The sequence below is a fragment of the Saccharomonospora piscinae genome, from assembly GCF_005862235.1.
GTDB classification, from domain to species: Bacteria; Actinomycetota; Actinomycetes; order Mycobacteriales; family Pseudonocardiaceae; genus Saccharomonospora; species Saccharomonospora piscinae.
Window position 1 is genome coordinate 53,143 of record NZ_VCEK01000004.1, and the last position, 24,635, is coordinate 77,777.

The 24,635-nt window shown below is 72.2% G+C and carries 20 protein-coding genes; 12 read left to right on the forward strand and 8 right to left on the reverse strand.

Annotated elements, in window-relative coordinates; genetic code table 11:
• The gene (locus FFT09_RS16545) at window positions 1-1,296 is read right to left on the reverse strand and encodes an ROK family protein (RefSeq protein ID WP_081194463.1); all 1,296 of its coding nucleotides are present in this window, start codon (window positions 1,294-1,296) and stop codon (window positions 1-3) included.
• A 184-nt stretch (window positions 1,297-1,480) separates the two neighbouring features.
• A complete protein-coding gene (locus FFT09_RS16550) occupies window positions 1,481-2,212 on the reverse strand; it encodes a hypothetical protein (RefSeq protein WP_138383277.1) in 732 nt (243 codons plus the stop codon).
• A gap of 112 nt (window positions 2,213-2,324) precedes the next feature.
• Between FFT09_RS16550 and FFT09_RS16555 the strand changes: the two genes are divergently transcribed.
• The 4 genes from FFT09_RS16555 (at window position 2,325) to FFT09_RS16570 (ending at window position 7,792) form a co-directional block, all read left to right on the forward strand.
• The gene (locus tag FFT09_RS16555) at window positions 2,325-2,612 is read left to right on the forward strand and encodes an acylphosphatase (protein WP_167305394.1); all 288 of its coding nucleotides are present in this window, start codon (window positions 2,325-2,327) and stop codon (window positions 2,610-2,612) included.
• Window positions 2,613-2,898: 286 nt separating this feature from the next.
• The gene (gene smc, locus FFT09_RS16560; RefSeq protein ID WP_138383278.1) at window positions 2,899-6,498 is read left to right on the forward strand and encodes a chromosome segregation protein SMC; all 3,600 of its coding nucleotides are present in this window, start codon (window positions 2,899-2,901) and stop codon (window positions 6,496-6,498) included.
• A 111-nt stretch (window positions 6,499-6,609) separates the two neighbouring features.
• A complete protein-coding gene (locus FFT09_RS16565; RefSeq protein ID WP_081194469.1) occupies window positions 6,610-6,906 on the forward strand; it encodes a hypothetical protein in 297 nt (98 codons plus the stop codon).
• An 82-nt stretch (window positions 6,907-6,988) separates the two neighbouring features.
• Window positions 6,989-7,792, forward strand: a complete 804-nt coding sequence (locus FFT09_RS16570; RefSeq protein WP_081194471.1) for a DUF3239 domain-containing protein — start codon at window positions 6,989-6,991, stop codon at window positions 7,790-7,792.
• A gap of 39 nt (window positions 7,793-7,831) precedes the next feature.
• On the opposite strand, the gene FFT09_RS16575 is transcribed toward FFT09_RS16570, so the two are convergent.
• Both FFT09_RS16575 and FFT09_RS16580 read right to left on the reverse strand, forming a co-directional pair.
• Window positions 7,832-9,340, reverse strand: a complete 1,509-nt coding sequence (locus FFT09_RS16575; RefSeq protein WP_024876209.1) for a sodium:solute symporter — start codon at window positions 9,338-9,340, stop codon at window positions 7,832-7,834.
• An 8-nt stretch (window positions 9,341-9,348) separates the two neighbouring features.
• Complete coding sequence (locus FFT09_RS16580; RefSeq protein ID WP_138383279.1) at window positions 9,349-10,554, reverse strand: anhydro-N-acetylmuramic acid kinase; 1,206 nt, start codon at window positions 10,552-10,554, stop codon at window positions 9,349-9,351.
• Window positions 10,555-10,687: 133 nt separating this feature from the next.
• Here FFT09_RS16580 and ftsY point away from each other — a divergent pair, with 133 nt between their 5' ends.
• On the forward strand, window positions 10,688-12,127 hold the full coding sequence (gene ftsY, locus FFT09_RS16585) for a signal recognition particle-docking protein FtsY (RefSeq protein ID WP_138383280.1): 1,440 nt from the start codon (window positions 10,688-10,690) through the stop codon (window positions 12,125-12,127).
• Between the two features lie 21 nt (window positions 12,128-12,148).
• Here ftsY and FFT09_RS16590 read toward each other — a convergent pair whose 3' ends face one another.
• Complete coding sequence (locus tag FFT09_RS16590; RefSeq protein WP_138383281.1) at window positions 12,149-12,925, reverse strand: IclR family transcriptional regulator; 777 nt, start codon at window positions 12,923-12,925, stop codon at window positions 12,149-12,151.
• Window positions 12,926-13,020: 95 nt separating this feature from the next.
• On the opposite strand from FFT09_RS16590, the gene aceB reads away from it, so the two are divergent.
• Together aceB and FFT09_RS16600 are read left to right on the forward strand one after the other, a co-directional pair.
• Entirely contained in the window at window positions 13,021-14,595 is a 1,575-nt protein-coding gene (aceB, locus tag FFT09_RS16595) for a malate synthase A (RefSeq protein ID WP_138383282.1), read from the forward strand.
• Window positions 14,596-14,665: 70 nt separating this feature from the next.
• A complete protein-coding gene (locus tag FFT09_RS16600; RefSeq protein WP_138383283.1) occupies window positions 14,666-15,427 on the forward strand; it encodes a LamB/YcsF family protein in 762 nt (253 codons plus the stop codon).
• A gap of 12 nt (window positions 15,428-15,439) precedes the next feature.
• Here FFT09_RS16600 and FFT09_RS16605 read toward each other — a convergent pair whose 3' ends face one another.
• The 3 genes from FFT09_RS16605 to FFT09_RS16615 all read right to left on the reverse strand — a co-directional run bounded on the left by FFT09_RS16605 (window position 15,440) and on the right by FFT09_RS16615 (window position 17,522).
• Window positions 15,440-15,850 carry a pyridoxamine 5'-phosphate oxidase family protein gene (locus FFT09_RS16605; protein ID WP_024876203.1) on the reverse strand — a complete coding sequence of 137 codons (411 nt, stop codon included), beginning with the start codon at window positions 15,848-15,850 and terminating at the stop codon, window positions 15,440-15,442.
• Window positions 15,851-15,975: 125 nt separating this feature from the next.
• Entirely contained in the window at window positions 15,976-16,650 is a 675-nt protein-coding gene (locus tag FFT09_RS16610) for a (2Fe-2S)-binding protein (RefSeq protein WP_138383284.1), read from the reverse strand.
• An 8-nt stretch (window positions 16,651-16,658) separates the two neighbouring features.
• A complete protein-coding gene (locus FFT09_RS16615) occupies window positions 16,659-17,522 on the reverse strand; it encodes a putative RNA methyltransferase (RefSeq protein ID WP_081194481.1) in 864 nt (287 codons plus the stop codon).
• A 185-nt stretch (window positions 17,523-17,707) separates the two neighbouring features.
• Between FFT09_RS16615 and FFT09_RS16620 the strand changes: the two genes are divergently transcribed.
• The 5 genes from FFT09_RS16620 (at window position 17,708) to ffh (ending at window position 24,632) form a co-directional block, all read left to right on the forward strand.
• On the forward strand, window positions 17,708-19,009 hold the full coding sequence (locus FFT09_RS16620; protein WP_138383285.1) for an ammonium transporter: 1,302 nt from the start codon (window positions 17,708-17,710) through the stop codon (window positions 19,007-19,009).
• Window positions 19,006-19,344, forward strand: a complete 339-nt coding sequence (locus tag FFT09_RS16625) for a P-II family nitrogen regulator (RefSeq protein WP_024876199.1) — start codon at window positions 19,006-19,008, stop codon at window positions 19,342-19,344. The genes FFT09_RS16620 and FFT09_RS16625 overlap by 4 nt, the downstream gene beginning before the upstream one ends.
• A gap of 9 nt (window positions 19,345-19,353) precedes the next feature.
• Window positions 19,354-21,726 (forward strand): [protein-PII] uridylyltransferase, encoded by a 2,373-nt coding sequence (locus tag FFT09_RS16630; RefSeq protein WP_138383286.1) that lies wholly within the window; start codon window positions 19,354-19,356, stop codon window positions 21,724-21,726.
• A 143-nt stretch (window positions 21,727-21,869) separates the two neighbouring features.
• Window positions 21,870-22,721, forward strand: a complete 852-nt coding sequence (gene ku, locus FFT09_RS16635; RefSeq protein ID WP_081194487.1) for a non-homologous end joining protein Ku — start codon at window positions 21,870-21,872, stop codon at window positions 22,719-22,721.
• A gap of 366 nt (window positions 22,722-23,087) precedes the next feature.
• Window positions 23,088-24,632: a signal recognition particle protein gene (ffh, locus tag FFT09_RS16640; protein ID WP_081194489.1), complete on the forward strand. Its 1,545-nt coding sequence runs from the start codon at window positions 23,088-23,090 to the stop codon at window positions 24,630-24,632.
• Window positions 24,633-24,635: the final 3 nt, after the last annotated feature.

A 24,635-nucleotide genomic window follows, 5' to 3' on the forward strand; every position in this document is an offset into this window, starting at 1 on the left:
TCATGCCGGGGCCAGGCCGTGCCGCACGTGACCGTTGGTGCCGTGCAGGTCGGGGATGCCGCTGGGCGACCCGGCGTACAGCCACTTGCCGAAGTGGCGGACGGAGAACAACTCGTCCAGCACCATGTACGCCGCGCCGACCAGCCCGCCCTCCTCGCCGAGCCGGGCCTTCTCGATCCGCAGTTCCCGGGTCGACAGCGGCAGCGAGCGGCGGTAGATCGTTTCGCGGATGGTGGCGAGGAACAGGTCCCCGGCACCGGCCACCTTGCCGCCGAGCAGGATGGTCGAGGGGTTGTAGAAGTTGACCATCGTGGCGAGCATGGCCCCGATGCGCCTGGCGGCGCCGACCAGGAGCTGCACCGCGTGGTGGTCACCCGCCCCCGCGGCGGCCGTGACGTCCGCGCCGGTGACGGTCCCGGTGGCCTCCAGCACGGCGGCCAGCGCCGGACTCTGGCCGTCGCGGGCCAGCCGTTCGCCGCCTCGGGCCAGCGCCGCCCCGCCCGCGACGGCCTCCAGGCATCCCGTCTTGCCACACCGGCACACGACGCCGCTGTCGTCGGACACGGCGGCGTGCCCGATGTCGCCCGCGCAGCCCTGGGCTCCCCGGTGGAGCATGCCGCCGTGGCTGATGCCCGCCCCGATCCCGGTACCGATCTTGACGTAGAGCAGGTCGCCCGGTTCGTCGGGAAGGCCGGGCGTGCGCAGTTCCCCGAGGCACAAGAGGTTCACCTCGTTGTCGACCCACACCGGTGCGGAGTAGCGCGCGACGAGGCGCTCACGCACCGGGTAGTTGTTCCAGCCCGGCATGATCGGGGGTTCGGACGGGCGCGCGGTGGCGAACTCCACCGGTCCCGGCAGCCCCAGCCCGAGCCCCCAGACGTCGGCCGGCGAGTCGCCGAGTTCGGTCAGCAGGTCGTCGAGCGTGGCCTCGACCTCGGTGAGCACGGGCTCCGGACCCAGCGCGATGTCGCAGTCGCGGTGGCGGATGGTGAGGACCGTGCCCATGAGGTCGGTGACCCCGGCGGTGAAGCCGGTGGCGCCGAGTTCGGCGGTCAGGATGCGGCCCGCGTTTCTCCGGAAGCGCAGCGTCCTGGCCTGTCTGCCACCCGTTGAGGGGTTGAGTTCGCCTTCCTCCAGCAGGCCCGCGTCGAGGAGCGTGGTGGTGCGCTGCGTGATCGCCGTGCGGCCGAGCCCGGTGCGGTGGCTCAGCGCGGGCCGGGTGTCGGCGGCTCCGCTGCGCACGAGATCGAGCAGGCGCGCGTAGCTCTCCAGCAGTTCGGCACTCGGCTCTTCCACCAACGGACCCCCTTATGTCTGCGTCTCCCCAGCATATATCCGAAACAGTAGAACTTTTGTTTGTTTCAGACGTTAGAGGGTAGATCGAATGCCTAAGCATGGCATTCGCGCACCGTGGTCGCACGGAGGGGGCCAGAACGGGCGAATGAAGAAGAACCCGTTCGGGTTAACTGAGCACGAAGCGTCAGCTCGTGCTCGTCACCGTGGTGGTGGAAGTGGTGGTGGAACCCGTCGCGGGTGCCGCCGAATGGGACGTCGTAGTCGGTGCTGGCGCGCCGGTGGACGAGCCGCCGCCGGGGGAGGGCTCTGGCTCGTCGGTGGGCGGAGTGGTCCCGTCGTCTCCGTTGTCGTCGTCACCGCCGCCGTTGTCGTCATCGCCGTCATCCGGTGGCGTTGTCGTCGGATCTGTCGGGTTCGGGCCCGGGTTGTCCGGCGTCGAGTCGTCCGACGACTCGTCGTTGTCGTCTCCGCCGCCGTCGTCACCGTCACCGCCGCCATCGTCGGGGGAGGACGGGCCGCCCCCGGTCGGCCGGGGGTCGTTCGGCGGCTGGTGTACCGACGTGCGGGTGTTGCCGTTCTCGTCGGTGGTGATGACGGTGGTCGGCGAGCCGGACGAGGTGGGCATCGTGCCCGTCACCGCGACCCCGTCGACGACGACCGTGGACTCGGCAGGCACGGCCTGGCCGGGCACCAGGTCGGTGGCGCTGCCGCCACCGGTGGAGCGGCCGGTCTGGGTGGTCTGACGTGGCGCGTCCGCGTCGTCGGGCTGGATGACCTGGGCGACGCCCGCGAACGCCGTGCAGATCGCGAGGCCGCTGGCCGCGAGGGCGAGGTAGCCGGTGCGGTGCAGCCGTCCCGCGGACTCGCGAGGCGGCGCGACCTGGTCACGTGGCGGCTGCCCTGGCGAGGTGGTCATGCACGCTCCCTGAGTTGCTGGCAGAGGCCCCCGAGTGTCCGCGCGGCACAGTATCACCGGTGCCGATCGGGCCGCGAACGCGCTCACCCGGCCGTTGCGGCACGATGAGGGCGTGAGTGACGAGAACGAGGTGACCCGCCTGACGGCGTGGGTCCACGGCAGTGTGCAGGGAGTCGGTTTCCGCTGGTGGACCCGCAGTCGCGCGCTGGAACTCGGTCTCGTGGGCAGTGCGGCCAACCTGGCCGACGGCCGGGTCGAGGTCGTCGCCGAGGGACCGAGGCCCGCGTGCGAACGGCTACTCACCGCCCTCCGCGCGGGAGAATCACCCGGTCGTGTGGACCATGTCGCCGATCGCTGGTCGGAACCCCGCGGCGGTCTCCGGGGTTTCGTCGAACGCTGAACCGCTGACACTGTTCTCCCAGTTGGGGAGTGCGAGCGCGGGTCGAATCGCACTGCCCGGTTCCAGCTCGGCGGTGACGTCCTCATTACGGTCAAAACGGTCGTCGAATTCGTGAGCGCGCATCGATGTCGGATTCTGCCAAGCCGCTAGTCGCTCACCGACCCGCCCGGCCACGCCGACGCCCCGGCTACCACGGGCGGCCACGGCTCGCCGGTAGCATCATCCGATCGGACACCGGCCGGTGGGCCGGAAAGCAGGACAGCCGGGACGGAAGGGTCGACGCCGCGTGTACCTGAAGAGCTTGACGCTGAAGGGCTTCAAGTCCTTCGCGTCGGCGACCACCCTGCGGTTCGAACCGGGTATCACCTGCGTGGTCGGTCCCAACGGGTCCGGCAAGTCGAACGTCCTCGACGCGCTGCGGTGGGTCATGGGCACCCAGGGAGCGAAGGACCTGCGCGGCGGCAAGATGGAGGACGTCATCTTCGCCGGCACGGCCGGACGGTCGCCGCTTGGCCGGGCCGAGGTCACGCTGACCATCGACAACGCCGACGGCGCGCTGCCCATCGAGTACACCGAGGTCTCGATCACCCGGCGGATGTTCCGTGACGGCGCCAGCGAGTACGAGATCAACGGCAGCACGTGCCGGTTGCTCGACATCCAGGAGCTGCTGTCCGACTCGGGTATCGGCCGCGAGATGCACGTGATCGTGGGGCAGGGACAGCTCGCGGAGATCCTGCAGGCCAAACCCGAGGAGCGCCGTGCCTTCATCGAGGAGGCCGCCGGTGTGCTCAAACACCGCAAGCGCAAGGAGAAGGCCCTGCGCAAGCTCACCGCGATGCAGGGCAACCTCGACCGGCTCAACGACCTGACCGCCGAGCTGCGCCGCCAGCTCAAGCCGCTCGGCAAGCAGGCCGAGATCGCGCGTCGCGCCCAGGCGGTGCAGTCGGAGCTGCGGGACGCCAAACTCCGTCTCTTCGCCGACGACCTGGTCACGCAGCGCACCGAGATCGAGCGCGACGAGGCCGACGAGAAGGCCGCGCGGGCGCGCCGTGCCGAGGTCGAGCAGACCCTCGAACTGGTGACCTCGGAACAGACCGAGCTGGAGGGCGTGCTCGCCGAGGACGCGCCGAAGCTCACCGCGGCCCAGGACACCTGGTACAAGCTCTCGGCGCTCGCGGAGCGGCTGCGGGGCACGGTGCGCCTGGCGGCCGAGCGCAAGCGGCACCTGTCGGAGGAGGTCGAGACCGGCGGGACGGGTCGCGACCCCGAGGAACTGCTCGCGGAGGCCGAGCGCGTGGCCGAGCGCGAGGCCGAACTGACCGAAGGCGTGTCGGAGGCCCGCTCGCTGCTCGCCGAGACCGTGGAGCGCCGCGAACACCTGGAACGGGTGGTGCAGGCCGCCGAGCGCGCACACCTGGCGGCCGTGCGGGCCATCGCCGACCGGCGGGAGGGCATCGCCAAGCTCTCCGGTCAGGTCGAGGCGCTGCGCAGCAAGAGCGGCGCCACCGCCGAGGAGGTCGACCGGCTGACGGCGGGGATCGAGGAGGCCGTCGCGCGTGCCGAGAGCGCGAGCGAGGACCTGGAGGAGGCCAGGGCCGAGGGCGGGGTCGAGGACTCCGACGACGAAACCCTGCGCGAGCACCACGAGCGCGCCGTGGCCGCGCACCGGGCCGCGAAGGAGCGGGTGGAGGAACTGGTCGCCGCCGAGCGGACCGCCGAGCGCGACATCGCGTCGGAGAAGGCGCGCGTCGACGCGCTGTCGATGGGACTGAATCGCAAGGACGGTGCGGGAGCACTACTCGGTGCCGCCGACGACCTGCCGGGCCTGCTGGGCTCGGTGGCGGCGCTGCTGACCGTCGACCCCGGCTACGAGGTGGCGCTGGCCGCCGCGCTCGGCCCGGTGGCGGACGCGGTGGCCGTGTCGGCCCGTGACGACGCCGTCGCCGCCCTGCGCCACCTCAAGGACACCGAGTCGGGGCGCGCCGGTCTGCTGCTGGGCGACACCCCGGCCCGGGTGGACCCGTCGGCCCTGCCCGCGCTGCCCGCCGGAGCGCGGTGGGCACGCGAGGTGGTGGCCGCACCGGAGGCGCTGCGCCCTGCTGTGGAACGCGCGCTGGAACGGGTCGCCGTGGTGGGCGAGCTGGCCGACGCCCGTGCGCTGGTGGCCGACCACCCGGACGTCACCGCGGTCACGAACGACGGCGACGTGCTCGGTGCGCACTGGGCCACCGGCGGCTCGGCGCGCGACGAGAGCGTCATCGAGGTGCAGGCCGCCGTCGACGAGGCGCAGGACCGGCTCGCCGCGGCCGAACGCACACTGGAACGCACGGCGGCCGAGCTGGAGGGCGCCCGCGCCGAGCAGCACGACCGCCGCGCCGAGCTGGACCGGACCAAGGACGCGCTGGGCGAAGCGAAGGTCCGCCGGGCCCGCTCCACGGAACGGCTGGCCAGCCTCGACCGGGCCGCCCGGTCGGCGCAGTCGGAGGTCGAGCGGTTGAGCGACCAGCGCGCCAAGGTCGAGCGGACCAGGGAGGACGTGCTCGCCCAGCTCGCGGAGTTGGAGGACCGTCTCGCGGCCGTGTCGGAGCAGCCGGTGGACGACGACGTCGACACCAGCGAGCGCGACGAGGCCACCGAGTCGCTGTCCGAGGTGCGCCAGGAGGAGATGGACGCCCGCCTCGCGCTGCGTACGGCGGAGGAACGCGCCAGGGGCATCGCGGGCAAGGCCGACTCGCTGCGCCGCGCCGCCGAGGCCGAGCGGCAGGCGAGGGAGCGCGCCGAGCGGGCTCGCGTCGCGCGGGAACGCGGCGCGACCATCGCCGCCGCCGTCGTGGACGGCGGGGAGGCCGCGCTGGAGCGCATCGAGACGTCCCTGCACCGCGCGGCGACCGAACGCGACGCCATCCAGGCCCGCCGCGAGCACACCGAGCAGGCGCTGCAACAAGTGCGCCACCGCGTGCGGGAACTGACGGTGGAGCTGGAGAAGCTCACCGATGCGGTCCACCGCGACGAGGTGCTGCGAGCCGAGCAGCGGCTGCGGCTCGAACAGCTCGAAGCGAAGATCACCGAGGAGTTCGGCATCGCGCTGGACGACCTCGTCACCGAGTACGGCCCCGAGGTCCCGGTGCCGCCCGGCCCCGGCGAGGTGGCCGAGTACGAGGCGGCCAAGGAGCGCGGTGAGACGGTGATGGAGCCGCAACCGATCCCGTACGACCGCGCGACACAGGCCCGCCGCGCCAAGCGCGCCGAGCGTGACCTCGCCCAGCTCGGCAAGGTCAACCCGCTGGCGCTGGAGGAGTTCGCGGCGCTGGAGGAACGCTACAAGTTCCTGTCCACCCAGCTTGAGGACCTCAAGGAGACCCGCAAGGACCTGCTGACCGTCGTCAAGGAGGTCGACGACAAGATCCTGGAGGTCTTCACCACCGCCTACCACGACGTCGCGCGCGAGTTCGAGACCGTGTTCTCCGTGCTGTTCCCCGGCGGCGAGGGCCGGATGGTGCTGACCGAACCCGGCGACATGCTCGCGACGGGCGTGGACGTGGAGGCCCGGCCGCCGGGGAAGAAGGTCAAGCGGCTGTCGCTGCTGTCCGGTGGGGAGAAGTCGCTGGTGGCGGTGGCCATGCTGGTGGCGATCTTCCGCGCCCGGCCCTCGCCGTTCTACGTCATGGACGAGGTCGAGGCGGCGCTGGACGACACCAACATGCGCAGGCTGATCGGGCTGCTGGAGCAGCTGCGGGAGAACTCGCAGCTCATCATCATCACGCACCAGAAGCCGACGATGGAGATCGCCGACGCGCTCTACGGCGTGAGCATGCAGGGTGACGGCATCACCAAGGTGATCTCCCAGCGCCTGCGCGCGGCGGACGCGGTGGAACAACCGGCGTAGCCGGTCGGCGGGACCGACACCGAGGTGTCACTTTTTCGCGGCGGGAAACGTCGAAACGACGGAGACCCGAGTTCATATCCGACATTTCGCCGTTCGAGGAGATATCCGCTGATGAGCGTACAGATGGTCCGTTTTCGCACGACCGAGAATCAGGCCGCGGCGGTGGCCGAGCAGCTCGACGAGGTGTTCGCGGCGGTGCATGCCGCCGCTCCGCGGGGAATGAGGTACACGGCGCTCCGGGACGCCGAGGAACCCGTGTTCACCCTCATTCTCGAACTTCCTGAGGGGGCGGAGAACCCGCTCCCGTCGATTCCCGCCGCGGCGGCCTTCCGCGGCTGGCTTCCCGGCCGGACCGACGACGATCCGGCGCCGCGCCCGTGCACCGTTGTGGGCTCCTACGGCGCATGACGAGGCCGTGAGCGCGCAGTCTGACCGGCACAAATCACCCCGTCGGGTGTCTTGAGGCGGGAAGGTCTGCCACGATTCCCGCATGATCGAGCAGACGGAGCACGGCTGGCCGACGGGCGATCCGCGCCGGTTCTTCGACGCCCCGATCGATCCGGCGCACCTGCGCGCGAGTAGCCCGAACGTGTACCGGCGCGCGTGGCGGCTCGCGGTCGGCGTCGTGGTCGGTGGCGGGCTGGTCGGGCTGGGGATCTGGGCCCTCGTCGCGGGTTTCGGCGCCGCCGAGGTGTCGTGGCCACTGATGGTGGCCGGCGTGGTGGCCGTGCTGGCGGGAGTGGGCCTGTTGCTGTTCGGCCTGCTGACCGGCGGGGCGGCCACGCCCTATCGGGGCGGACAGCTGGTGCCCGGCATGGTGGTGGAACACGCCGACGCCGACGTGCAGATCCTCACGCTCGCCGACACCTCTCGCGACCCGGCCGCGCCGCCGGACTTCGCCTACCGCCTGGTCAGCTTCCACGCCCGCGAGGGCACCCGGTTCGTTCCGGGACAGCCGGTGCCGTGTGTCGCGCACGGGTTCGTCGCGCCGCCGTGGAGCAGGCGATGGTGGAGCTTCCAGGCGTCCCCGGTGGCCTGGGCGACGGCCGAGGCCGAGCTGGTCGACGCGGCGGGCCGGGCGGTGCCGGCCGCCGAGTGGGATCTGGTGCTCTCCGGGGCCGAGCGGGTGGCGGACATCCGGCGGCGGCTGACCCGCGTCGGCCGTATCGCGCCGGACGACCTGCCGGAGAGCCTGCGCCGCCCGCCGACCCGGCTGGGCGTGCCGGTCGAGTGGCAGGCCGACGGGCGTGCGCGGTTCGTGGGTTCGGTCGCGCACACCACGTCGGCGGGCTGAGCCCGCCGGGCGCCGTCGCGGACGCCCGGCGGGACTCGCTCAGGAGGCCGGTTCCTTGACCCGCTCCAGCTCGTCGGGGCCCTCGGCGCGGTGGCGCAGCGACAGCAGACCGCCGACCAGCAGCGTCACGATGACACCCAGCGGCACGTACCAGGGGAAGGCCAGCGTGGCCTCCTCACCGTCGACGGTGAACGTGACGCCGAGGATGAAGATCGCGGCCACGACGATCGTGCTCACGAACGCCACGATCGCGTCGGTCTGCCGGGCCCGCTTCACGAAGATGCCCAGGGCGAACGCGCCCAGCAGCGCGCCGTAGGTGTAGCTGGCGATGCTGAGGCCGACCTCGACCACCGGCTCGTCGGTGCTGGTGAACATCGACGCGAACAGCACGAACACCACGGCCCAGATCAGCGTCCACATCTTGGCCTGCTTCAGTACCACCGCGTCGGGCAGCTCCTTCTTCGTCACGCGCTGGTAGATGTCGCTCACGGTGGAGGTCGACAGCGAGTTCAGCGACGACGAGATGGTGCTCATCGCGGCGGCGAGGATGCCCGCTATCAGGATGCCCGACAACCCGGCCGGGAGTTGCTCGACGATGAACTTCGGGAACAGCTCGTCGTTGCTGCCGAGGCCCATCGACGCCGGGTCGGCGCCGTCGTAGAACGACCACAGCATCGCTCCGACCACCAGGAACAGCGCGAACTGCACGAACACCACGACACCGCTGGCGATCACGGCCTTCTGGCTGTCGCGCACGGTCTTGCAGGCCAGCAACCGCTGGACCATCAGCTGGTCGGAGCCGTGCGAGGCCATCGCGAACAGCGCGCCACCGACGACGGCGGTGATGAACGCGTACTGGTTCGTGACGATGTCGGAGGAGAAGTCGAAGAACTGGAACTTGCCCTCGTCGGCCAGCGAGCCGAACCAGCCTTCCGGCAGCTTGCCCGCGAGGATGAACACCGCCGCGATCGCGCCGACGACGTAGATGCTCATCTGGATCACGTCGACCCAGATGACCGCTTTGATCCCGCCAAGGTAGGTGTACACGACGGCGACCACGGCGATCGCCGCGATGATCATCCAGTAGGAGACGTCGAGACCCAGCGCTTCGAGGACCAGCTTCACCGGGATCGCGGTGGCGAACAGCCGCACCCCGTCGGCGAGCAGCCGCGTGACCAGGAACGTCACGGACGCCGTGCCCTGGAGCTTGCTGCCGAAGCGCTGGCCGAGGAACCCGTAGGCGCTCACCATGTTGCCCGCGTAGTAGCGGGGCAGGAGCACGAAGGCCACCACGATCCGGCCGATCAGGTAACCGATCGCGAGCTGGAGATAGGTGACGTTGCCGAGGTAGGCCACCGTCGGCACGCTGATCACGGTGAGGGTGGAGGTCTCGGTGGCGACGACCGAGAACGTCACCGCCCACCACGGCACCTGCCTGCCGCCGACGAAGTAGTCGGCCGACGTCTTCTGCTTGCCGCCGAGCATGATGCCCAGCAACGGCGAACCGATGAGGAATATCGCGATGATCGCGAGATCCAGGGGTCGCATGCTGTCTCCTACGGTTTCTCGGGGGTCACGACCCGCAGGCGGGTCACGGGCCGGGGGTGGGGATGGGGCAGCGTCAGCGGACCCGCGCCCGGTGTGATGGCGCCGAGCAGGCGCGGTCCGCGTGCGCCCGTCGCGCTCGGCACGGTGGCCGGGAGGCCGTTCCATGTCAGCCACCCCAGCAGTGCGCTGAGGTAGGCCTCCTTGCCGTCGGAGGGCAACCCGTTCTCGTCGCTGGGCACGACGGTCAGCCGCGTGCGCAGCGCGGCCACCAGTGCGGGATTGCGCAGTCCGCCGCCGGAGGTCACGACGGTGCCGACGCCGTGCCGCTCGCACTCGGCGGCCACCGTCGCCGCCGTGAGCTCGGTCAGGGTGGCGAGCAGGTCGGGGCCGTCGATCGGGGCCAGCCCCTCGGTGGCCTGCCGCAGGTAGGCGGCGTGGAAGTACTCCTTGCCGGTCGATTTCGGGGGTTTCCGGGCATAGTACGGATCGGCCAGCAGGCGCGACAGCAGGTCCTGCCTGACCGTGCCGTGTGAGGCGAGCGCGCCGTCGACGTCGCTGTGCCGTTGCCCGCCGGTCACCTCCGTGGCCGCGAGATCGAGCAGGGCGTTGCCGGGACCGGTGTCGTAGGCGAGTGCCGTGCCGTCCGGGTGCACCACGGTGATGTTGGCGATCCCGCCGATGTTGAGCGCCGCGACGGGGCGCCCTTGCTCCTCGGCCGCCCCGCGCAGCCACAGGACGTCCAGGGTGCTCGCCAGCGGTGCGCCGTGTCCGCCCGCGGTGACGTCGCGAATCCGCAGGTCGGCCACGACGGGCAGGCCGGTGCGTTCGGCGATCCACGCGGGCTGCCCGAGTTGCAGCGTGCCCTCGGCGGTGCCGCCCTCGACCCAGTGGAACACGGTCTGGCCGAGGGAAGCGACGAGATCGGCCCGCCCGCCCGCGAGGTCGGCCACGGCGGTGGCCGCGGCCTCGGCGAACGCCTGCCCGATGCGCGTGTCGAGCTTGGTGAGCTGCTCGGCGCTACTGCCGGCTGGCGGCAGCGCCGCGAGGACGTCCTGCCGCAGCTGTTCGGGATACGGCAGTTCCCAGTGGCCGAGCGGGGTCAGGGTGAGCTCGTCACCCGCGACCCGGAACGAGGCCACGGCCACGTCGATGCCGTCCACCGACGTTCCGGAGAGGAGCCCGACGACGCGGAGCTCGGACTTGCTTTCTACCACGGTGGTGGTCTAGTCCACGGCGGCCCGCCGCGCAAGATGTGCGGTGAAGGATTGTCCAAAAAGATGTGTAGTGGGTTGAACGCTGACCGTGGCTGGTGAGGGCGCCCTGCCACCGACGAGGGCGGATGCGAGGATGGCAGGCGTGTCGAACACCTGGTTGTGGATCACCGTCATCGCGGCCGTTGTGCTGTTGGTCGCACTCGTGGCCGGGCTGGCGATCGCGCGTCGGCGCCGCATCACCCTGGAGCGGGAGCGCGAGCAACAGCCCCAGGGCGGCCGGTACCAGGCCGGCGGTGGCATCGCACTGGCGCCGGGCGGCACGAAAGCCGAACCCGAGCAACCCGAGCACCCGGTGGCGGAGCGCACGGAGACCGACGGCGAGCCGGGTGTTGGCGACGACGCCGCCGTGCCCCGGGACGCGCCGCGCCGCGACATCGTCGACGTCACGCTGCCCGACCGCACTCGCGAGGCCGTGCCGGAGACGCCGGAGACGCCGCAGATGCCGGAGCCCCGGCCCGAGGCCGAATCCGCCACGGACACGACGGTCGTTCCTGAGACCCCCGAGGTCCCGCCCGCGGCCCCGGAGCCGGAACCCCAACCCGCGCCCGAGGCTGTCGCCGCCGAGCCGAAGGAGGAGGTGCCGCCCGCCGCGGGGCGCATCGAGCGGCTGCGCGGGCGGCTGTCCAAGTCGCGGTCCGCGCTCGGGCAGAGCCTGCTGGGGCTGCTGGGCGCGGGCGACCTCGACGAGGATTCGTGGGAGGAGGTCGAGGACACCCTCCTGATCGCCGACCTCGGCGCGGCCACCACCACCGAGATCGTCGAAACGCTGCGTACCGAGCTGTCCGCGCGCGGCGTTCGTACGCCCGAGCAGGCGCGGGCGGCGTTGCAGGACGTGCTGGTGGACGCGCTGGGACGCGACACCGACCGTGCCGTGCGGGCGCTGCCGCACACGGTGGACGGTGCGAAGCAACCCGCCGTCGTGCTGGTCGCGGGAGTCAACGGCACCGGCAAGACCACGACCACGGGCAAGCTCGCCCGCGTGCTCGTCGCGCAGGAACACCAGGTGGTGCTCGGCGCGGCCGACACCTTCCGTGCCGCCGCGGCCGACCAGCTGCAGACCTGGTCGGAGCGGGTCGGGGCCGAGGTCGTGCGCGGCAAGGAGGGCGCCGACCCCGCTTCGGTGGCGTTCGACTCCGTCAAGCGTGGCATCGACACCGGCGTGGACGCCGTGCTCATCGACACGGCGGGCCGGTTGCACACCAAGACTGGCCTGATGGACGAGCTGGGCAAGGTCAAGCGCGTCGTGGAGAAGCAGGCCAAGGTCGACGAGGTGCTGCTCGTGCTCGACGCCACCACGGGACAGAACGGGCTCGCGCAGGCGCGGGTGTTCTCCGAGGTCGTGGACGTCACCGGCATCGTGCTCACCAAGCTCGACGGCACGGCCAAGGGCGGCATCGTGTTCCAGGTTCAGCGCGAACTCGGCGTGCCGGTCAAGCTCGTCGGCCTCGGCGAGGGTCCCGACGACCTCGCTCCCTTCGAGCCGGAGGCGTTCGTCGAGGCCCTGCTGGCGTAAGCGGGCGGTGCCTTCACGGCGTCACTCTGGGGGCGGGGGCTGCGCGAGTTGCGCCGCCAGGCGGGTCGCGGTGCGGAGGACGGAGGGGGCCATCCGGCGCACGGCGTCGTCGGTGATCCGGCCCTCGGGCCCGGACACCGACACGGCCGTCGGTACCGGTGCGTGCGGCACGGCCGCCGCGAGGCAGCGCACACCGAGTTCCTGCTCGCTCTCGTCGAGCGCGTAACCCGTGTCGGCGATGGCCTTGAGGTGGTCGAGCAGTGCCGCCGGTTCGGTGTGCGTGTGCTCGGTGTAGGCGGGCATGCCGGTGCGCTCCAGCAGTGCGCGTGCCTGGTCCGGTTCCAGCGTCGCGAGCATCGCCTTGCCCACGCCGGTGCCGTGGGGCAGCAGCCTGCGCCCCACCTCCGTGAACATGCGCATCGAATGACGGCGCGAGGCCACCTGCGCCACGTACACGACCTCGTCGCGTTCCAGCACGGCCAGGTTGGCGGTCTCGCCGACCTCCTCCACCAGCTCGGCGAGCAGCGGCCTGGCCCAGGTGCCGAACTGGAGACTCGCGTTCTCGCCCAGCCGGATGAGCCGTGCCCCCAGCGCATAGCGGCGGTTGGCGTTCTGCCGCACGTACCCGAGCGTGACCAGCGTGCGGATCAGCCGGTGGATCGTGGGCATCGGCAGCCCGGAGGCGTGTGCCAGCTCCGACAGCCCGGCCTCACCTCCGGTGTCGGCCAGTCGCTCGAGCAGTTCGAACGCCCGCTCCAGCGACTGCACGCCCCCGTTGCCCGATCTGGCAGGCGCCACCGGTGACTCCTCTCGCGTTGAGGTTCCGCATTGTAGAAACTATAGTCCGATATACAGAAAGTTCGCGTGTTGTCTGTCCTGGTTTGGGGTGTTCGATGTCTGAGGTGCGCGTGCTCGGCGGTGCTGTCGAGCGTGACGACGAGATTCTGACGGACGAGGCGCTGCGGTTCCTCGGCGACCTGCACGACTCCTTCGCCGCCACGCGGGACGAGCTGCTCGCGGCGCGGGGCCACCGTCGCGAGGAGGCCAGGCGGACGGGCAGGCTGGACTTCCTGCCCGAGACGAGGGAGATCCGCGAATCCGAGTGGCGGGTCGCCGAGGCTCCGCCCGCGCTGCGCGACCGCCGGGTGGAGATCACCGGCCCGACCGACCGCAAGATGACCATCAACGCGCTCAACTCCGGGGCGAAGGTGTGGCTGGCCGACTTCGAGGACGCCAACACGCCCCACTGGGCCAACGTCGTGTCGGGGCAGGTCAACCTCTCCGACGCGATCCGCAAGTCGATCGAGCTGGACACCGGCGTGAAGCGGTACTCGCTGCGCGACGACGTCGAGCACGCCACGATCGTGGTGCGCCCGCGCGGCTGGCACCTCGACGAGCGCCACCTGGAGATCGGTGGCCGCAAGGCCGTCGGCGCACTGGTGGACTTCGGGCTGTACTTCTTCCACAACGCCAAGGAACTGCTCTCGCGCGGAGCGGGCCCGTACTTCTACCTGCCGAAGATGGAGAGCCACCGCGAGGCACGGCTCTGGAACGACGTGTTCACCCACGCCGAGCGGGTGCTGGGGGTCGAGCACGGCACCATCCGCGCCACCGTGCTCATCGAGACCATCCCCGCCGCGTTCGAGATGGAGGAGATCCTCTACGAGCTGCGCGAACACGCGTCGGGCCTCAACGCGGGCCGGTGGGACTACCTGTTCAGCGTCATCAAGTACTTCCGCGACGCGGGTGCCGACTTCATCCTGCCCGACCGCAACAGTGTCACGATGACCGCGCCGTTCATGCGCGCCTACACGGAGCTGCTGGTGCGCACCTGCCACAAGCGCGGTGCGTTCGCCATCGGTGGCATGGCCGCGTTCATCCCCAGCAAGGACCCCGAGGTCAACGAGAAGGCGTTCGCGAAGGTCCGCGACGACAAGGCGCGGGAGGCGGGCGACGGCTTCGACGGGTCGTGGGTGGCGCACCCGGGCATGGTGCCGCTGTGCGCCGAGGAGTTCGACAAGGTTCTCGGTGACCGCCCGAACCAGCTCGACCGGCTGCGCGAGGACGTGTCGGTGTCCGCCGACGCGCTGCTGAACGTGGCCGCGACCGAGGGTGCCGCCACGAAGGCGGGCCTGCGGGGCGCCGTGGACGTCGGGGTGCGCTACATCGCCTCCTGGCTGGGTGGCAACGGTGCCGCCGCGCTGCACAACCTCATGGAGGACGCCGCGACGGCCGAGATCTCGCGGTCGCAGGTGTGGCAGTGGGTGCGCAACGGCGTCGAGCTGGACACCGGTGAGACCGTCACCGAGGAGCTGGTGCGCTCGGTGCTCGCCGAGGTGCGGGGTGAGCTGGCGGCCGACATTCCGGCCGAGCTGCTCGATCCCGCGGTGGAGTTGTTCGAGCAGGTGGCGCTGGCCGAGGTGTTCGCCGACTTCCTCACGCTGCCGGCCTACGACCGCATCGACTAGGGCCTGCGTGTCCCTCACGGGCCCCGACGCGCCGCTACCGGGCGCGTCGGGGCCCCGTTAGGCTGGCGTTGTGGACGCGGTGATCGATCTCAACAGCGATCTGGGCGAGGGTTTCGGAGCCTGGCCGCTGGGCGACGACGACGCCCTGCTGGACGTGGTGACCAGCGCCAACGTGGCGTGCGGCTTCCACGCGGGCGATCCCAGCGTGCTGCGCCGCGTCACCGACCGCGCCGCCGAGCGTGGCGTCGCGGTCGGGGCCCAGGTCGGCTACCGCGACCTCGCCGGGTTCGGCCGCCGCTTCATCGACATGGACCCGCACGAACTCGCCAACGACGTCATCTACCAGATCGGCGCGCTCGACGGGTTCGCGAAGGTGGCGGGCACGTCCGTGCGCTACGTCAAGCCGCACGGCGCGCTCTACAACGCCGTGGTCCACCACGCCGAGCAGGCCGCCGCCGTCGTGGAGGCGATCAGCCGCTACGACCCGGCGTTGCCCGTGCTGGGGCTGCCGGGATCGGAGCTGGTCAAGCAGGCGCGCCAGGCCGGGCTCGCGGTGGTGCTGGAGTCGTTCGTCGACCGCGCCTACACCCCGGAGGGCGCGCTGGTGTCGCGGCGGGAGCCGCATGCCCTCGTGCGCGACGCCGACGAGGTGGTGCGGCGCAGCGTCCGCATGGCCCTCGACGGGGCGGTGGAGGCCGTGGACGGGTCGCGGCTGTCGTTGCGTCCGCAGTCGCTGTGCGTCCACGGTGACACGCCCGGTGCGGTGGAGTTGGCTCGCCGCGTGCGCAAGGCACTCGCGGACGCCGGGGTGTCGGTGCGCTCCTTCGTGTGAGGGAAGCGGGGATCAGGCCGGTGCGAGGGAGAGCCTGCGCCCGCTGATCTCGCCGGTGCGGATCAGCAGGTACCGATCGCGCGGTCCCGGCGCCCACGGCCGGTGCCGGAAGTCGGTGACGCGCACCAGGGCGTCGATGTCGGTGAGCACGGTGGCCGTGCCGAGCAGGACGACACTCCAGCCGGAGTGATCGGCGGGCACGATGTGATCGACCTCGAAGGCCACCACGGTGTCGGCGACCCTTCGAGCCCAGGAGTCCGCCGTCGTCCGGATGACCACGTCCCGGCCGTCGAGGACGAAGTTGACCGGCCGGATGGCGGGCAGGGCGTTCTCGGTGAACACCAGGCGCCCCACCGGCTCGGTGCTCAGCAGCGCGAGGCACTCGGCTTCGGTGAGCGTGGTCATCTCCATGGGCGTGGTCATCGTTCCTCCGGCCGTGGCGGGTCAGGTGCCTGTGTCACCGACTCTGCGTCACGGCCGCCGGTCGCCAGCAGGGCACAAAGGCCCGTCTGCGGCTACCCTCCGCCACGGCCGGGGGTGCCGCCGGGTCAGCCGCTCAGCTGGCCGCGCACGCGGCGCTCGCGTTCCGCCGGGGTTTGGCGGGGGCAGCTCACACAGGTCACCTCGCCGGCGGTCGGTGTCTCGTAGATCAGGCAGCACGACACCCGCCGCACGATGACGCGGTCACCCACGGTGGTGAAGCGGGGCCGGGGCGAACCGCGCCAGCGGCACCCCGGCACGTCGTGCGCCGCGCGTGCCATGTGCTCGGCCAGCTCGCCCGCGAGCCGCACGCCCTCGACATGGTCGGCTCCGGTGGCGGAGGCCGCCCACAACAGCCGGTTCGCGATCGAGTCGACGGCCACCGCCCACAGCGCGCGTTCCCGTGCTCCGCAGGCCGCCGCGAAGGCGGTGACGGCGGCGTCGACCGCGCGCACGAGCGCCGCGCCGAGGTCGGCGGGATCGGGGCCGAGTCCGCGCGTCGAGCTGGCGTCGAGGAACCGGCCGTCCGCCAGGTCGAGCCGCACGGCGTCCAGCGCGGGGTCGCGGGCGAGGCCGGTGTGGACCCACGGCTCCAACGCGGCGGCGACCAGCACCGACGACGCCGAGTACCACCGCACCGTGCCGAGCACGGCGCGTGGTGCCGGGCCGTACAGCGTGCGTGCCCTGCGCAGGTCCTCGGCCAGCCACGTGGGGTCGGTGAGCACGGTGGCGGGGACGCCCATGGCCCGCCTCACCCGCGCCGCTCGTAGACCGAGACGGTGAACGCCGTCGTCACGTCCGTCGGCTCGCTGAGGGCGGCGAGCCGCTCGCCGAGCGCGTCGCGGTGCAGGTGATGTGCGTTCGGGCCCATGCGGACCACGCGCCGCAGGTCCTCGGGTCGCAGGGTGACCGGGCCACCGACCTCGACGCGCTCGACGAGGTCGAAGTGCTCGCCGAGTGCGTCGTCGAGCCGTTCCGACTTGTCGTCGCCGATGTCGAGCAGGGGCAGCGACGTGGCGAGTTCCCGCAGGTGACCAGCACCGGGCCCCGCGACGAGCAGCCTGCCGCCCGGGGCCAGCACGCGGTGGAACTCGGCGGGGTTGCGCGGGGCGAAGACGTTGAGGACCAGATCGGCCACGCCGCTGCCGACCGGCCACGGCTGCCACAGGTTCCACACGGCCGCGCCCAGCCTCGGGTGGGCGCGCGCGGCCCGGCGTGCGGCCGGTGCGGACACGTCGAGGGCGAGGCCGAGCGCGTGGGGCAGCGCGTCCAGCACCCGGGCCAGGTAGTGACCGGTGCCCGCGCCCGCGTCCACCACGAACGCCCCTCGCGCCCGCGTGGCCAGCGCGTCGGCCAGCGGCGCGTAGTGATCGCCGCTCAGGAACTCCTCGCGCGCGGTCACCATGGCGGCGGTGTCGGCGGTGCCCTGATCGACGGCGGCGTGCAGCAGGTTGACGTAGCCCTGGCGGGCGAGGTCGAACGTGTGTCCGTTGTCGCAGCGCAGTGCCCGCCCGGTCAGCGTGAGCGCGGCGGAACACACGGAGCACCGCAGCGCCGCCACCACCCCTTCCGGGGGCGCGTGCACGGGTCTGACGGCCGGGCCTCGCTCGCTCATGGCCCCATTCGACCACGGACGGAACTCGCGGGAAACGCAGCCGTAACGGCTTCGGTGGCGGGGTTCACACGGGTGAAACAGCGGAGGCGCATCCGCGCAACACGCCTTGCCGATGCTCGTGCTTCGACCCGCGCACGCGCTCGGCGCCGAGTGCGGCCGACCGCAGACCGACTCAAGGAGGCAGCGTGGAAGGGAATACGGCCTGGTTGCTCACCAGCGCCGCGCTGGTGTTGCTCATGACGCCGGGGCTGGCGTTCTTCTACGGGGGCATGGTGCGCTCGAAGAGCGTGCTCAACATGCTGATGATGTGCTTCGGCGCCATGGGCCTCGTCGGGGTGCTGTGGATGGTGTTCGGTTACTCGATGGCCTACGGCACCGACATCGCGGGCCTGCTCGGCAACCCGTTCGACTACCTCGGCCTCTCGGGCCTCATGACACCGGACGGCGACCCGACGGCGGGCACGGTGGACGTGGCGTTCCAGGCGATGTTCGCGATCATCACGACCGCGCTGATCGCGGGCGCCGTCGCCGACCGGCTGCGGTTCGGCGCGTGGCTGCTGTTCGCGGGACTGTGGGCGACGATCGTGTACTTCCCGGTGGCGCACTGGGTGTGGGGCGACGGCGGCTGGATCGACGAGCTGGGCGCGCTCGACTTCGCGGGCGGCACCGCCGTACACATCAACGCGGGCGCAGCCGCGCTCGGCCTGGTGCTGGTGTTGGGCAGGCGCACCGGCTGGCCGGCCGAGCCCATGAAGCCCCACAACCTGCCGTTCGTGATGCTGGGCGCGGGACTGCTGTGGTTCGGCTGGTTCGGGTTCAACGCCGGGTCGGCCTACGCCGCCGACGGCGTCGCCGGGATCGCCTTCGTCAACACGGTGACGGCGACCTGCGCCGCCATGCTGGGCTGGCTGCTCACCGAGCGGTTGCGCGACGGCAAGGCCACCAGCCTCGGCGCGGCGTCCGGTGTGGTCGCGGGACTGGTCGCGATCACCCCGGCGTGTGCCTATGTGGACACCTGGGGCGCGCTGACGATCGGCGTCGTGGCCGGAGTGCTGTGCGCGCTGGCGGTGAGCCTCAAGTACCGCGTCGGGGTGGACGACTCGCTCGACGTCGTGGGCGTTCACCTCGTGGGCGGGCTCGTCGGCACGGTGCTGCTGGGCTTCGTCGCGACGTCGTCCGTGGTCGGTGAGGACGGGCAGGACGGCCTGTTCTACGGCGGCGGAGCCGGGCTGCTCGGCGCGCAGGTCCTCAGCGCCGTCGCGGTGATGGCGTACTCGGCGGCGGTGGCCGTGGTGCTCGGCCTGCTCGTCAAGGCCGTCACCGGTGGCCGCGTCAGCCGCGAGGCCGAACTCACGGGGATTGACGAGGCGGAGCACGCCGAGACGGCGTACGACTTCGCCGGGGCCAGGGGCGGCGGCAGGACCGCCTCGGTGGACACGGGGGCGCAGCCGGCGCCGGCCAGGAAGCTGGAGGGGAGTACCTCATGAAGCTGATCACCGCGATCGTCAAGCCGTTCACGCTCGACGACGTCCGCTCCGCGCTCGAACAGCTCGGGGTGCTGGGCATGACGGTGAGCGAGGTCCAGGGATACGGCAGGCAGAAGGGCCACACCGAGGTCTACCGGGGCGCCGAGTACGCGGTGGACTTCGTGGCCAAGACCCGCATCGAGGTGGTCACCGACGACGACGGTGCGGACCGGGTGGTGGACGCCGTCATCGCCGCCGCGCACACCGGCAAGATCGGTGACGGCAAGGTGTGGGTGACACCGGTGGAGACGGTCGTGCGGGTGCGCACGGGCGAACGCGGCACGGACGCGCTGTAGGCGCCGCTCGTGACCGGACCCGGGCTCGTCGAGGCGGCGAACCGGTTGCTCGACGGCCACGGTGCCCGGAGCGGGAGGTCAGGGGCGGTGGCTCTGCGCGCCGCGCTGGTCGACCTCTACGAGTTCTGGTTGCACCGGGCCGCCGCGGCGGCGGGCGTGGGCACCGAGGGTGTCGCGCTCGCCGCCGTCGGCGGTCTCGGCCGCAGGGAGCTGGTGCCGTTCTCGGACGTGGACCTCGTGTTGCTCCACACCGGACGGCGCGACCTCGGTGGTCTCGCCGAGGCCGTCTGGTATCCCCTGTGGGACTCGGGCGTCGGCGTGGACCACTCCGTCCGCACTCCGGACGAGGCGCTGGCCGTGGCCGCCGAGGACGTTCGCACGGCGGTGGGTCTGCTCGACCTCCGGCACATCGCGGGGGACGGCGCGCTCACCGCGCGGGTGCGGGAGGCGGTGCGGGAACAGTGGCGGCGCCTCGCGCGGCGTGCCCTGCCCGAGCTGGCGTCGTCGGCGCGCCGCCGATGGGAGCGCGCCGGTGAGATCGCCCAGTCGGCGCAACCGGACCTCAAACACGGGCGCGGTGGCCTGCGCGATGTGGGGCTGCTCGACGCCCTCGCGGCGGCGCAACTGGCCGACCGCCCGAGCCAGGAGGTGACGGAGGCCCGGCGCCTGCTGCTCGACGTCCGTACCGAGCTGCGCAGGAACCTGCGCCGCGACCGTGACCTGCTCGACCCGTCGCAGGCCGAGGTCGTGGCCGACCAGCTGGGCCTGGCGGACCGCTTCGCGCTCGCGAGGGCGTTGTCGGGCGCGTCGCGGGCGGTGGCGTACGCGGTGGACGTGGCGTTGCGGGTGGCGACCCGGCTGCCCGGAACGGCCTCGCGCCGCGTGCCGCCGCGGACGCCCGTCGACGACGGCGTGGTGCTGCACGGCGCGGAGGTCGCGCTGGCGCGGGGAGCCAGGCCCGCACGGGACGCCTCCCTCGTCCTGCGGGTCGCGGCGGCCTCGGCCACCACGAGCGCCCCGATCGCGCAGGGCACGCTCACCGCGCTGGCCGAGTCGTCGCCCGAACCGCGCACGCCGTGGCCTGCCGCCGCCCGAGACACGCTGACGCGCCTGCTCGGCGCCGGTGAGGGCCTGGTCCCGGCTGTGGAGGCACTCGACCGCGCGGGCCTGTGGGGCAGGCTGCTGCCCGAGTGGGGCGCGGTGCGGGACCTCCCGCCGAGGGAACCGGTACACACGTGGACGGTGGACCGGCACCTCGTGCGCACGTGTGTGGAGGCCGCCCGGCTCACCACGACGGTGTCGCGACCGGATCTGCTGCTGCTCGCCGCGCTGTTGCACGACATCGGCAAGGGCCGCGACACCGATCACTCCGAACTCGGTGCCCGGATCACCGCGCGGGTCGCGCAGCGCCTCGGACTGTCCTCCCGCGACGGCGCGCTGCTCGCGGCCGTGGTGCGCCACCACCTCCTGCTGCCCCACACGGCCACCCGCCGCGACATCGGCGAGCGGGCCACGGTGCGGCGGGTGGTGGACACACTCGACGGCGACGTGACCCTGCTGGAACTGCTGCACGCGCTGACCGAGGCGGATGCGCGCGCCACCGGGCCGGGTGTGTGGACGGCGTGGCGGGCACGGCTGGTGGGCGAGTTGGTGGCGCGCTGCCGGGCGCTGATGCGAGGTGAGCCGCACGCTGCGCCCGAGCGGTTCACGCCCGCGCAGCGGGAGCTGGCGGCCGACGCGGTGCGCGTGGGCGCGGGCCGGGCGCGCGTGCGGACCGTCCAGGGCGCGCCCACCGACAACGCCGCCGACGCCGACCCCGCCGAGGTGCTGACGACGGTGGAGTTCGCCGTGCCGAGGGGGGCTTCGCTGCTGGCGCCCGCCACGGGGGTGCTCGCGCTGAACTCGATGCGCGTGCTCTCCGCCGTGGTGCGGGAGCACGGGGGCGGCGTCGTCGGTGTCCTCACCGCGTCGCCCGTGTTCGGCGGTCCTCCCGATCCCACGCTGTTGCGGGACCAGTTCGCGCGGGCCGTGGCGGGGCGGCTGGACCTGCGTGCCCGCCTGGCGGAGAAGGAACGGGCCTACGCCGGCGTCGCCGCCACGCCGAGAGCCGCCGTGCTGTGGTTCGACGACGAGGCAGCCGACGACGCCGTGGTGCTCGAACTCCGCGCGGTGGCCCGGATCGGCCTTCTGCATCGCGTGGCTCGCGCGCTGGACGAGCACGGCGCGCGCGTCCGGTGGGCGAAGGCCGCCGAACTGGGTGGCGGTGTCGTCGACTCCTTCGCGGTGTCGCCGTCGCGGGGCGCACCCGACGCCGCGTGGCGGGCCCGGCTGGAGCGGGCGGTACTCGAAGCCGCCCTGGCGGCCGTACCGCGCGGGGGATAGGTCGTGCCGGGCGGGCTCGGCTGCCCGGGTGAACCGGAGCCCCGGGCCGGGCCGTCGCACACACGCGACGTGGCGGGCCCGTCCCGGCGCGGCCACCCGTTTGTCGCTGTCGAGCTGGGGTTTCGTCTCGTTACGCTCGGGTGATGGGGCCGCGAATGCGCAGCGTGTGGCAGGGCAGTATCGGTTTCGACGACATCGGGGTTCCGGTGCGGGCGTACGTCGCCGCGGGCGAGCGACGCAGCGGCCTGGTGCAGGTCCACACCACCGACGGGGGCCGGGTGCGGTACCGCCGGGTGTGCGAGGCCGACGGCGCCGAGGTGCCGCGCGGCGAGGTCGGCAGGGGCGTGCTCACCGGTGGCGGCACCAGCGGGGAGGTCGCGGTCCTCGATGACGACGACCTCGCCGCGCTCGACCCGCCCACGGCGCGGACGATGCGGATCGAGTCGTTCCTGCGGCCTGCCGATCTCGACCCGGTCCACGTGGCGGGGCACTACTACCTCGAACCCGCACCCGACGATCCCGGTGCCGTGACCCCGTACGTGCTGCTCGTCGAGGCTCTGCGCCTGGCGGAGCGGGTGGCGCTGGTGAAGGTGACGATGAACCGCAGCGAGCGCCTCGGCGTCCTCGTGCCCCGCGACCAGCTGCTGGTGCTGCGGACACTGCACTGGCCGGCCCAGGTGCGCACTCCCGACTTCCCGTTCCTGCACGACGACGTCGAGTTGCGGTTGTCACAGGTGCGCGCGGCGGCCACGATGATCGAGGAACTCACCGGTCCGTACGAGCCGGAGGCGTTCTCCGACGACTATGCCGCCGCGCTGGACCGGCTGGTGGCGGCCAAGGTCGAGGGCGGTGACGTGCTGCGGCCCTCCGCTCCGGCGGGCGACGAGCGGGTGGCGCGGTTGCTGCGCCTGCTCACCGAGGCGGCCCAGTCGGCCCGGCGAGACGTTCCCGCGCAACGGGAAACGGAGCCGGAGGTGGCGCCCGCCCGCGACTGACCGGAATGGGTCGCGGAGAACCGTGTCGGGTTGCGTAGGACTACTCACGGCTACTCGGTGTCTTCACGCTGCCGGGGGACGGTCTCCGGCGGGCATGCTGTTGTCACTCCCGGACGAGGTGCTCGACCCGGCCTCGCGGTCGCCAGTTCACTGGGGGTCTGGCGAACGCCGTCGGCCCGTCGGCCGATCGACGTAGCCGGACCCGGCGGCACCTCGCGGGAGCAGGCCCGTCCGGCCGGGAGGGGGACGCACAGGGGGGAGCGTCCGGCTGGGCGGGCCGACCGTGGGCGGGCTGGTGTCGGCTAGGCTTGGGGTTCGCGGTCGGCCCGCATCCCGACACCTTCGACCTGCTGGAGCGTGCACCCCGTGTTCGACACCCTCTCCGATCGGCTCACGTCGGTCCTGCAGAACCTGCGCGGCAAGGGCAAGCTCTCCGACGCCGACATCGACGCCACGGCGCGGGAGATCCGTATCGCGCTGCTGGAGGCCGACGTCGCGCTGCCGGTGGTCCGCGAGTTCATCAAGCAGGTCAAGGAGCGGGCCAAGGGCGCCGAGGTCTCGCAGGCGCTCAACCCGGCCCAGCAGGTCATCAAGATCGTCAACGAGGAACTGGTGGCGATCCTCGGCGGCGAGACCCGCCGGATCAATCTCGCGAAGAACCCGCCCACCGTCATCATGCTGGCGGGTCTGCAGGGTTCCGGTAAGACCACGCTGGCGGGCAAGCTGGCCCAGTGGCTCAAGAAGCAGGGCCACGCCCCGATGCTGGTCGCGTGTGACCTTCAGCGGCCCAACGCGGTGACCCAGCTCCAGGTCGTCGGCGAGCGCGCGGGCGTCACCACCTTCGCGCCCGAGCCGGGCAACGGCGTCGGTGATCCGGTGGACGTCGCCCGCCGGTCCGTGACGGAGGCGGGCCGCGCCCAGCACGACGTGGTCATCGTCGACACGGCGGGCCGCCTCGGTGTGGACGAGGAGCTGATGCGGCAGGCCGCCGACATCCGGGACGCGGTCACGCCCGACGAGACGCTGTTCGTCGTCGACGCCATGATCGGTCAGGACGCGGTGACCACGGCGGAGGCGTTCCGCGACGGGGTGGGCCTCACCGGCGTGGTGCTGACCAAGCTCGACGGCGACGCCCGCGGTGGTGCGGCGCTGTCCGTGCGGCACGTCACGGGCGAGCCGATCCTGTTCGCCTCCAACGGGGAGAAGCTGGAGGACTTCGACGTCTTCCACCCCGACCGGATGGCGAGCCGCATTCTCGGCATGGGTGACATGCTCACCCTGATCGAACAGGCCGAGGAGGTCTTCGACCAGGAGAAGGCGGAGCAGGCGGCGGCGAAGCTCGGCACGGGCGAGCTGTCGCTGGAGGACTTCCTGGAGCAGATGCAGGCCGTGCGCCGGATGGGGCCCATCGGCAACCTGCTCGGCATGCTGCCCGGCGCCGGGCAGATGAAGGACCAGCTTTCGCAGGTCGACGACGCGCAGCTCGACCGGCTTCAGGCCATCATCCGCGGCATGACGCCCGACGAGCGGGCCAACCCGAAGATGATCAACGCGTCGCGCAGGCAGCGCATCGCGAAGGGGTCCGGCGTCACGGTGCGCGACGTCAACGACCTGGTGAACCGCTTCTTCGAGGCCCGCAAGATGATGCAGCAGATGGCGGGCCGGTTCGGTCTCGGGGGCGGCGGCAGCGCCACGAAGAAGCAGCGCAAGGGCAGGAAGGGCAAGAAGGGCAAGAGCAAGGGCCCCACGCAGCCCAAGGTCAAGGGCGGCTTCCCCGGCGGTTTCCCCGGTGGCTTCCCCCAGGGTGGCGGTGGCGGCGGGATGCCCGACCTGTCCCAGCTCGGTGGCGGGCTCAACGACCTGCCCCCCGGCTTCGACCCGTCGAAGCTGAAGCTGCCGAAGCAGAAGTAGGCG